6 protein-coding genes are annotated in these 8,330 nt (G+C 39.8%); 2 read left to right on the top strand and 4 right to left on the bottom strand.

The features are described 5' to 3' along the window. Positions 1-130 precede the first annotated feature (130 nt). The 3 genes from AC1DND_RS12495 to AC1DND_RS12505 form a co-directional block, all read right to left on the bottom strand. A complete protein-coding gene (locus AC1DND_RS12495; RefSeq protein WP_477582005.1) occupies positions 131-463 on the bottom strand; it encodes a class I SAM-dependent methyltransferase in 333 nt (110 codons plus the stop codon). Between the two features lie 91 nt (positions 464-554). Further along, positions 555-2,249, bottom strand: coding sequence for a sodium:solute symporter family protein (locus AC1DND_RS12500; protein WP_477582007.1), 1,695 nt, complete (start codon positions 2,247-2,249; stop codon positions 555-557). 100 nt (positions 2,250-2,349) lie between these two features. Next, on the bottom strand, positions 2,350-4,818 hold the full coding sequence (locus AC1DND_RS12505) for a PIG-L family deacetylase (protein WP_477582008.1): 2,469 nt from the start codon (positions 4,816-4,818) through the stop codon (positions 2,350-2,352). A gap of 415 nt (positions 4,819-5,233) precedes the next feature. Here AC1DND_RS12505 and AC1DND_RS12510 point away from each other — a divergent pair, with 415 nt between their 5' ends. Then, entirely contained in the window at positions 5,234-6,571 is a 1,338-nt protein-coding gene (locus tag AC1DND_RS12510) for a sigma-54-dependent transcriptional regulator (RefSeq protein ID WP_477582010.1), read from the top strand. A gap of 259 nt (positions 6,572-6,830) precedes the next feature. Here the strand turns inward: AC1DND_RS12510 and AC1DND_RS12515 are convergent, their stop codons facing one another. Beyond that, complete coding sequence (locus AC1DND_RS12515; RefSeq protein WP_029275832.1) at positions 6,831-7,283, bottom strand: substrate-binding domain-containing protein; 453 nt, start codon at positions 7,281-7,283, stop codon at positions 6,831-6,833. Between the two features lie 19 nt (positions 7,284-7,302). Between AC1DND_RS12515 and AC1DND_RS12520 the strand changes: the two genes are divergently transcribed. After that, positions 7,303-8,330 (top strand): ABC transporter substrate-binding protein (locus tag AC1DND_RS12520; protein WP_477582012.1); only part of this gene is annotated, 1,028 nt, incomplete at its 3' end.

Here is an 8,330-nt window from a genome sequence, read left to right on the forward strand (position 1 = left end):
AATTAAGGCAATGGCATCAAACTGTTCAGCTTTATAGTCCAGCTCCTGAAGTTCGCCAACCTGGTAATCAATGCTAACGTTATTGTTTTCTGCGAATTGAAGTGCTTTATTCTTTCCTTCAACACTGATATCAAAGGCCAATTAAGGCAATGGCATCAAACTGTTCAGCTTTATAGTCCAGCTCCTGAAGTTCGCCAACCTGGTAATCAATGCTAACGTTATTGTTTTCTGCGAATTGAAGTGCTTTATTCTTTCCTTCAACACTGATATCAAAGGCCGAAACCTTCCAACCGAGTTTAGCTGCAAAAACGGCATTTCGGCCTTCGCCTTCTGCCGGAAAAAGTATTGTTCCGGGCTCGAGCTGCATCAACTGCTCTTTTAAATAGTTATTCGGCTGTTCGCCATAAGCAAATTCATCGGTACTGTATCGGTCATTCCACCTATCAATCCAAGCGTCGTTCATATTTAGCGTTATCTATTTTGTCGAAAATAAAGGTATTAAAATTTAGGCATGCGCCCGGGGAGCAAATATCTGCTGCACGTAAAAATTAGGTTTATTTGTCGACTAAAGTTTTTGGATTTGAAAATAACAGACCAATTACCGAGAACATAATTACCGCTGCTGCACCGATTACATTGAGCCAAAGGAATGAAACAATATCGAACTCATACACTGTTACAACAGTAATTTCGGATAAGATGGCAGCAATAAATACGATAGGTCCGTTTATCTTTTTAAAATAAAATGCCACCAGGAAAATACCCAGGATTGGTCCATAGAAAAGTGAACCTAATACGTTAACAGCTTCTATTAAGGAGCCCATTTGTGTAGCAAACATGGCAACAGCTATCGAAAAAATGCCCCAGGCCAAAGTATGCAAACGGCTATATTTCAGTTCAGTCTCGTCGTCTACTTCTTTTTTGCCAAAAATGAGGTGTACATCTTTTAACGAACAGGCGGCTAAAGAATTCAGCGCTGCAGAAATAGACCCCCAGCTCGCCAAAAAGATGACTGCGAAAAGCAGGCCGATCATCCCAACGGGAAGGGTGTTCTTTACAAAGTATAAAAAGATATAATTGGTATCGGTTTTCTCTGCATTGTAATTCGACTTGTTAATGGCCTCTTCTACCCTACCGTGCAGTTCTTTTACCTGCTTTTGGGTTGATTTAAAGTTTTCTATCGAAGAATTTAACGATGGTAGTTGCTTTTCCTTTTCTACCAGGATATTTTTTGATTGCTGGTTAAATTTCTGCGCTAAAGCATTGTGTTCTTTTTCGAAAGCTGCTGCTTGTTGAGGCTGAGTTTCTTTTAAATACTGATAGGAACGTTCATTGAAATAAATCGGTGCCGGCTTTAATGAGAAGAAAGCAAACAATAATGCGCCGATTAACAGGATAGCGAACTGCATCGGGATTTTAACCAATCCATTTAACAGTAAGCCCATTTTTGCATTGGTATTGTCTTTCGCGGTAATGTATCTTCCAACCTGGCTCTGATCTGTGCCGAAGTAAGAAAGCGCGAGAAAAAAACCTCCGATTAAACCACTCCAGATATTATATTTATCCTTCCAGTCGAATTCGGTGGTAATTACATTTAATTTACCCGATTTGCCGGCCAGGTAAAGTGCATCTTTAAACCCGATTCCATTAGGCATATGCTGCACCAAAAGATATCCGGCAAAGGCCATTGTCCCTAAAATGATTAAAAATTGCAGTTTCTGTGTGTGTGCAATTGCTTTTGCACCACCAACATAGGTATAAATCAACAAAATCCCGCCGGTAAGGATATTGGTTAAATAAATATTCCAGTTTAAAACACTGGAGAGGATAATACTTGGTGCATAAATACTGATCCCTGTTGATAATCCCCGCGAAAACAGAAACAGCAACGAAGTTAAAACCCTTGTTTTTTTATCGAAACGGTTTTCCAGGTATTCGTAGGCGGTATATACATTCAACCTTTGAAAAATCGGGATGAAAGTAATGCAAATAACAATCATTGCCAACGGCAGACCAAAATAATACTGCACGAAGCGCATGCCATCGGTATAAGCCTGTCCTGGTGCTGATAAAAAAGTAATAGCACTGGCCTGCGTAGCCATAATACCCAATAGCACAATATACCAGGGCATTTTATTACCGGCCTTTAAATAGGAAGCATTGCTTTTTTGCCCACGACCAATAAAAACACCATAGGTTACCACAGCAAGCAAAGTAAATATCAGTACTGCCCAATCGATATTACTCATGCCCAGAATTTAGTAAACAGGTAATAAAATACAATCTGAAATACCAGCGCCAAAGCGAGTAAAATATACCAGGTATTCCAGTTTTTGAATTGATTTTTCATCACTTCCCAGCCGATAAAAAGTTAAAGAACAATCTGGCTGCGCCAACATTTCCGGCAGGCAATTGCCTGAAAAATGCTAATGGTGTATAAATAAAATTCCCTTTGCCATATTTTGCATACAGGGTCGATCCTTGAAGCGGTTCTTCATCGGTATCGTGCATCTCGAAAAGCGGTTCGTACTTAGCATCCCATTTATCAGGGAAATAAGCACCGCGCTCCTGCACCCATCCTTTAAAATCGTCAGCAGTAATTTTATTTGGGTAGTTTAACAGTTTATGTTCAGGTTTTAAAAATTTAACTTCTGCATTTTCTTCGGTCACCCTTTTACCACTGATGCTAAACGGATAAACACCAAAATCCTGTAGCGCCATATCTTGGGTGGTATTGTACTGCATCACAATGGTTCCACCGTTTTCTACGTAACCGCGCAAAGCAGTTTGCCAGTTTTTAATTCTTTTTTCGGTATTGATTACCCTTACTCCTGTTACCACGGCATCGTAACTTGCCAGTTTTGCTGAGTTCAGGATATCTGCTTCTGTTAATACATCAACCTGCAAACCTGCCTGTCTTAAAAACTCAGGGATCAGATCTCCAGCCCCTTCAATATACCCAACTTTTTTCGCCAGCACCTTTGTATCTCCTTTAATCAACCAGGTTGTGGCCGGAACAAAATACTGTAGTGTTGGCAAATGAGGATACTGAATTAATACCTGTCCTTTTGAATATTCATTCGCTTCTGATGAAAAAACAGCTTCTAATTTATTCTGGCTGGTTTTAATTTTGGCTAAATCTTCAACCGGAAGAAGAAAATTCATCGTATTGATGGTATTCTCTGCCAGGTTAATCCCCTGGAAGGTTTTCACTACCTGGTTGCCGATCTTGAAACTTATCTTACCATAATTGATGTTCTTATTGGCCTTCAAACGAAGGCTAACATTTAAAGCTTCTTTTTCTTTAGCGAAATAAACTGGCTCGCTAAAACTTAAATCGAGAGCGGGAATGATCCTCAGTGCTTCTACAACATCACCTTTAACAGGATCTAATTTTTTATACGATAAAGGCAATCTGATTTTAAATTTTTCCGCCYCTATTTTCAGCGACAACAGCACATTAACAGGCGATTGCATTTCTGGAAGCCCGATTAAAGTATCGTTAGCTACGCTGAATGTTGCCGCATCTTTTGCAGGCTTGGCTAACCAATAAGGTTCAGTAAGTGCCGCGTCTGCCGGAATCTGGATTTTACGTTCAATGGTAATCAGCGAGTCGTTAGCAAGCTTTCTATTTAAATTATCTGTCTGGTTTAACCAGTTCACACCTTCAATAATAACAGGGGTGGCCGATCTTGAAATTAAGTTTAAACGAAAATTATAACTATTGCCGGCAATTGCTTCGGGTTGATTGGTTACCACCTCACCCATAAAACCTATACTGCTTAAAATGATGTTATCGATAGCCGCAAGCTTATCTTTTCTCAAGGCTGCATCCTGCAATTCGGCAATTTTCTTTCTCAGCATCAACAATCCGTGCAGGCTCTTATCGGGTTGGTTATAATTGAAAGATAACAGGATAATATCGATTAGTTCATCAATATCGCCTATACCTTTGTCTGACCAGTTAAGGCTTAAGCCATCGAACAAAGTTCTTTTAGCAGGATCGCCTAAAACATTTGTAAAATAATCGGAACGTACACCGGCCACCGATTGTGTTCCTGCTCCCTGGCTTTTGTGTAAACTTCGGCTTAATCCTGCCAGCTCACCATAACCCATTCCCAATTGTGCGTCGTATTGCCCAACAGTTGCCTTTAATTGATTTTCGGCTGTGGTATTTACTGAACCAAACCTAAAAGTGTTCCACAATAGTCTTTTTGGTTGCCAAACAGATACATATTTAAGCTGGTTTGGAAACATATTTTTATCAGCAGCAGCCTTAAATGCTTTTTCCGCCACAACCGCCGAAGCAGCATGCTGACCGTGACCCGCAGCAGCAGTTGGCGGGAAACGACAGATAATTACATCCGGCCTAAATTTTCTGATCACCCAAACCACATCGGCGGTAATGCTATCGGCATCCCACTGTTTAAAAGTATCGTTGGTATTTTTAGAGAATCCGAAATCGATTGCCCTGGTGAAAAATTGTTGCGCACCGTCCAATCTACGGGCTTCCAAAAGTTCGTGTGTTCTGATCAGGCCTAAGGCTGCACCTTGTTCGGTGCCCAAAAGGTTTTGTCCGCCGTCTCCCCTGGTAAGCGACAAATAAGCTGTTTCTACGTTTTGATCGTTGATTAACCAAGATAATAAACCAGTATTCTCATCATCGGGGTGAGCAGCCAGATATAAAACTTTCGGAAGGTGTTTTAACGTTTTTATCTCTCTATAAATTTCAGAAGATCTGGCTGGGCGTACTTGTTGGGCAGCACAAAAAACTGCTGGAAAGCAAAATATGAATATTGCGGTYAGTCTCTTAAACATAGAATTTGTTTTGCAAAAACCAAATATGCTCAAAAAGCTTTTACTTTAATGCTTCGGAAACGAAAAAGGTACAAAATAAGTCCGGAGTTGGAAGTCTGGAGTCGGGAGACCAAAGCTTAAAGACCAAAGATAACCATACATTTGTCAGTCTGAGCGTAGTCGAAGACCTTACTCGGTTTTACGAAAAATCATTTAATCTCAACCAGTGGTCTATGTCTCCACAGGTCACTCCTTTCTTTTCTAAATCCAATTTAGCAATATTTATCCTTTCGTTCTGTGAGGACACAGACCGAGGAAAAAGGAGTTGGGAGTCTGGAGTCGGAAGCCTGAAGTTTAAAAACCAAAGTTGTTTATTTTATCCACCTCATCATCTTTCGATATTTTTATACTTAATATTGCAGCATAAATTTTACCTATGAATGGCATGGTGCTCATCATCGATGATGAAAAGAAAATCTGCAGTTTACTTTCCAGGATTATAGAATTAGAAGGATTTAAGACCTTACAAGCCAATACTGGAAAAGAAGGCCTTAAATTGCTTAAAAATAACGATGTCAGCATTGTAATCAGCGATGTTAAACTACCTGATGTTAATGGAGTAGCGCTGGTTAAAGATGTCAAAGCCATAAAATCTTATGTCGAAATTATAAATCTTACTGCTTACGGCACCATTGCCGATGGCGTTTTGGCAATTAAAAACGGGGCATTCGATTATCTGGTAAAAGGCGATGATAACGACAAGATTATTCCGCTTTTGTACAAGGCGATGGATAAATCAAATCTGCAGCGCAGGGTTTCCGATCTGGAAAACAAAATTGCTAAAAAACACAGCTTCGAAACCATAATCGGTCAATCAAAAGCTTTAAAGGAAGCGATTGATCTGGCCAAGAAAGTAAGTGCAACCGATACAACTGTTTTGTTATTGGGCGAAACTGGAACTGGAAAGGAAGTTTTCGCTCAATCTATCCATTACGAAAGCCCTAGGGCAGCAAAACCATTTGTGGCCTTAAATTGCAGTGGCTTTAGCCCTGATTTACTGGAAAGCGAACTCTTCGGATACAAAGCCGGGGCTTTTACTGGGGCCAATAAAGACAAGAAAGGCCTGTTGGAAGAAGCTAATGGTGGCACATTATTACTGGATGAAATCGGCGAGATGAACCTCGATTTACAGGCAAAGCTATTGCGTGTACTCGAAAGTCAGACTTTTATCAAAGTAGGCGATACCCAAACGCAACAGGTAAATGTTCGGATATTAGCCGCCACAAATAAAAATTTAAAAGCCGATGCAACTTCTGGAAAATTCCGCTCCGATCTTTATTATCGGCTTTCGGTTTTCACCATTACCTTACCACCGTTACGCGATCGGAAAGCCGACATCCCTGCATTGGCAAAACACTACTTAAAAGAATTTGCAGATAAAGTAAACCGATCAGCACCAAAAATGGATGATAAAATTTTATCAATATTGAGCGATCATAGCTGGAAAGGAAATATCCGGGAACTTAAAAATGTGATCGAACGTTTGGTAATCCTGTCGGATGGAGATACCTTAAGCGCTACCGCCTTACCTCCCGAATTTTTTGAATTTGCACCAATAGAAAATGATTATAATCTACAACAGATAGAAAAGCAACACATTCAAAAAGTACTCATCCATACCAAAGGGAATAAAACAGAAACCTCGCGATTACTGGGGATTGGTTTAACCACACTTTACCGTAAAATAGAAGAATACCAGATTAAGGAAATTTAAAGGCTGGAAGGTGGAGGGCCGGAAGGTAAAAGTTGGAAAGTTAAAAGGTTGCAAGTCTAATCATCGCAATAAGATTAGGCCAACAAGCGTTGAATTGCCTATCGTCTCAAACGATTAAATCGTATTACTATTTATGCACTCGTTTGGAAACGAGCGCAAGCATTGAAAAAGTTAGAGAGTTGAAAGGTTTTAAGTGCAACGGCCAGTCTCCCATCAACCGTCTCACATCTCATATCTAGTCTCTCAAATCTCACATTCCCTATGCGCCAAATCTGATCCATTTATCACCTTCGTGACCAAAGATAAAAGAACCCGGGTGTAACATTTCGGCGATATCTTCTATTAGCGAGACGGCATTTTCAGCAGTTCTTTCGCGGTTAACATCGTCATTTAATAAAATGATTCTGTTGTTTTGTACCGCTTGCCAATCGGTATTTAATGCCGCAGGTACTTCTCTCATTAAATCGGTTAAAGTTTTACCCGGCTGATAGTAAATAATAAAAACAGCGCTTAGTATGTCAGTCGCTATCATTCCACCTGCCAGCGAAATTTCTTCCGATAAAAAATATTCCGGATTGTTGCTCGTATCTAAGCAGGCTACAGGCATTTTATCCATAAACTTAATCTTGTGCTCCACTAAATCTAAACGTTCCTGTAATTCTTCTTGGTGAGCAGCATCGAGGCCGATAAATAAATCGTTTAAAAAAGACATCTGCATTAAATTTATTAATTTGTGCAAAAATAACATTCCTGATCGCATGCGAGGCTCATTTAATTATATATTTTGGTTTTTTTGTGTAAGCTTATTCTTTTCTTGTAAGGAAAATGCTGATCATCAGGACAAAAAAGTCTTCAATATTAATCTCGATCAGGGTTTAACCTCTATTGATCCGGCCTTTGCGCGCAACCAGAATGCCATCTGGATGACCAACCAGATTTTTAATGGTTTGGTACAGATCGATTCATCCTTGCAAACACTGCCCTGCATAGCCAAAAGCTGGCAGGTTTCGGAAGATGCTTTAACTTACACTTTTAACCTGCGTAAGGATGTTTACTTTCATGATGATCCTATTTTTAAAAATGGCAAAGGCCGAAAAGTAACCGCAAGTGATTTTGTATATAGTTTTTATCGTTTAATCGATCCAAAGGTCGCCTCATCGGGCGGGTGGATTTTTAGTGATAAAGTGAAGGATAAGCATAATTTTATCGCGTTAAATGATTCTACTTTCCAGATCAAACTGGTGCGTCCTTTCCCACCCTTTATGAGTTTACTTACTACACAATACTGCTCTGTTGTACCCAAAGAAGTTGTAGAACATTATGGTAAGGATTTCAGAAGTCATCCTGTTGGCACCGGCCCTTTTAAATTTAAATACTGGAAAGAAGGTGAAATATTAGTGCTTTTAAAAAACGAGCATTATTTTGAAAAAGACGCCAAAGGAATGGCATTACCCTACCTTGATGCTGTAAAAGCCAGCTTCATCACCGATAAACAAAGTGGTTTCATGAGTTTCCTGAAAAAGGACCTGGATTTCTACTATAATGTTGACGGCAGTTACCGCGACGATATCCTGACCAAAAGCGGAAAAATGACCTCGAAGTACAAAGGAAAATTTACCTTAACCAAAAGCCCATACTTATGTACCGAGTATGTAGGTATATTGGTTGATACCAATCTTTCAATTGTGAAGAAATCGCCATTGCGCTTAAAAAAAATCAGGCAGGCCATTAATTATTCAATCGATCGCGACAGATTGAT

It is taken from the genome of Pedobacter sp. 01N416 (assembly GCF_056399685.1).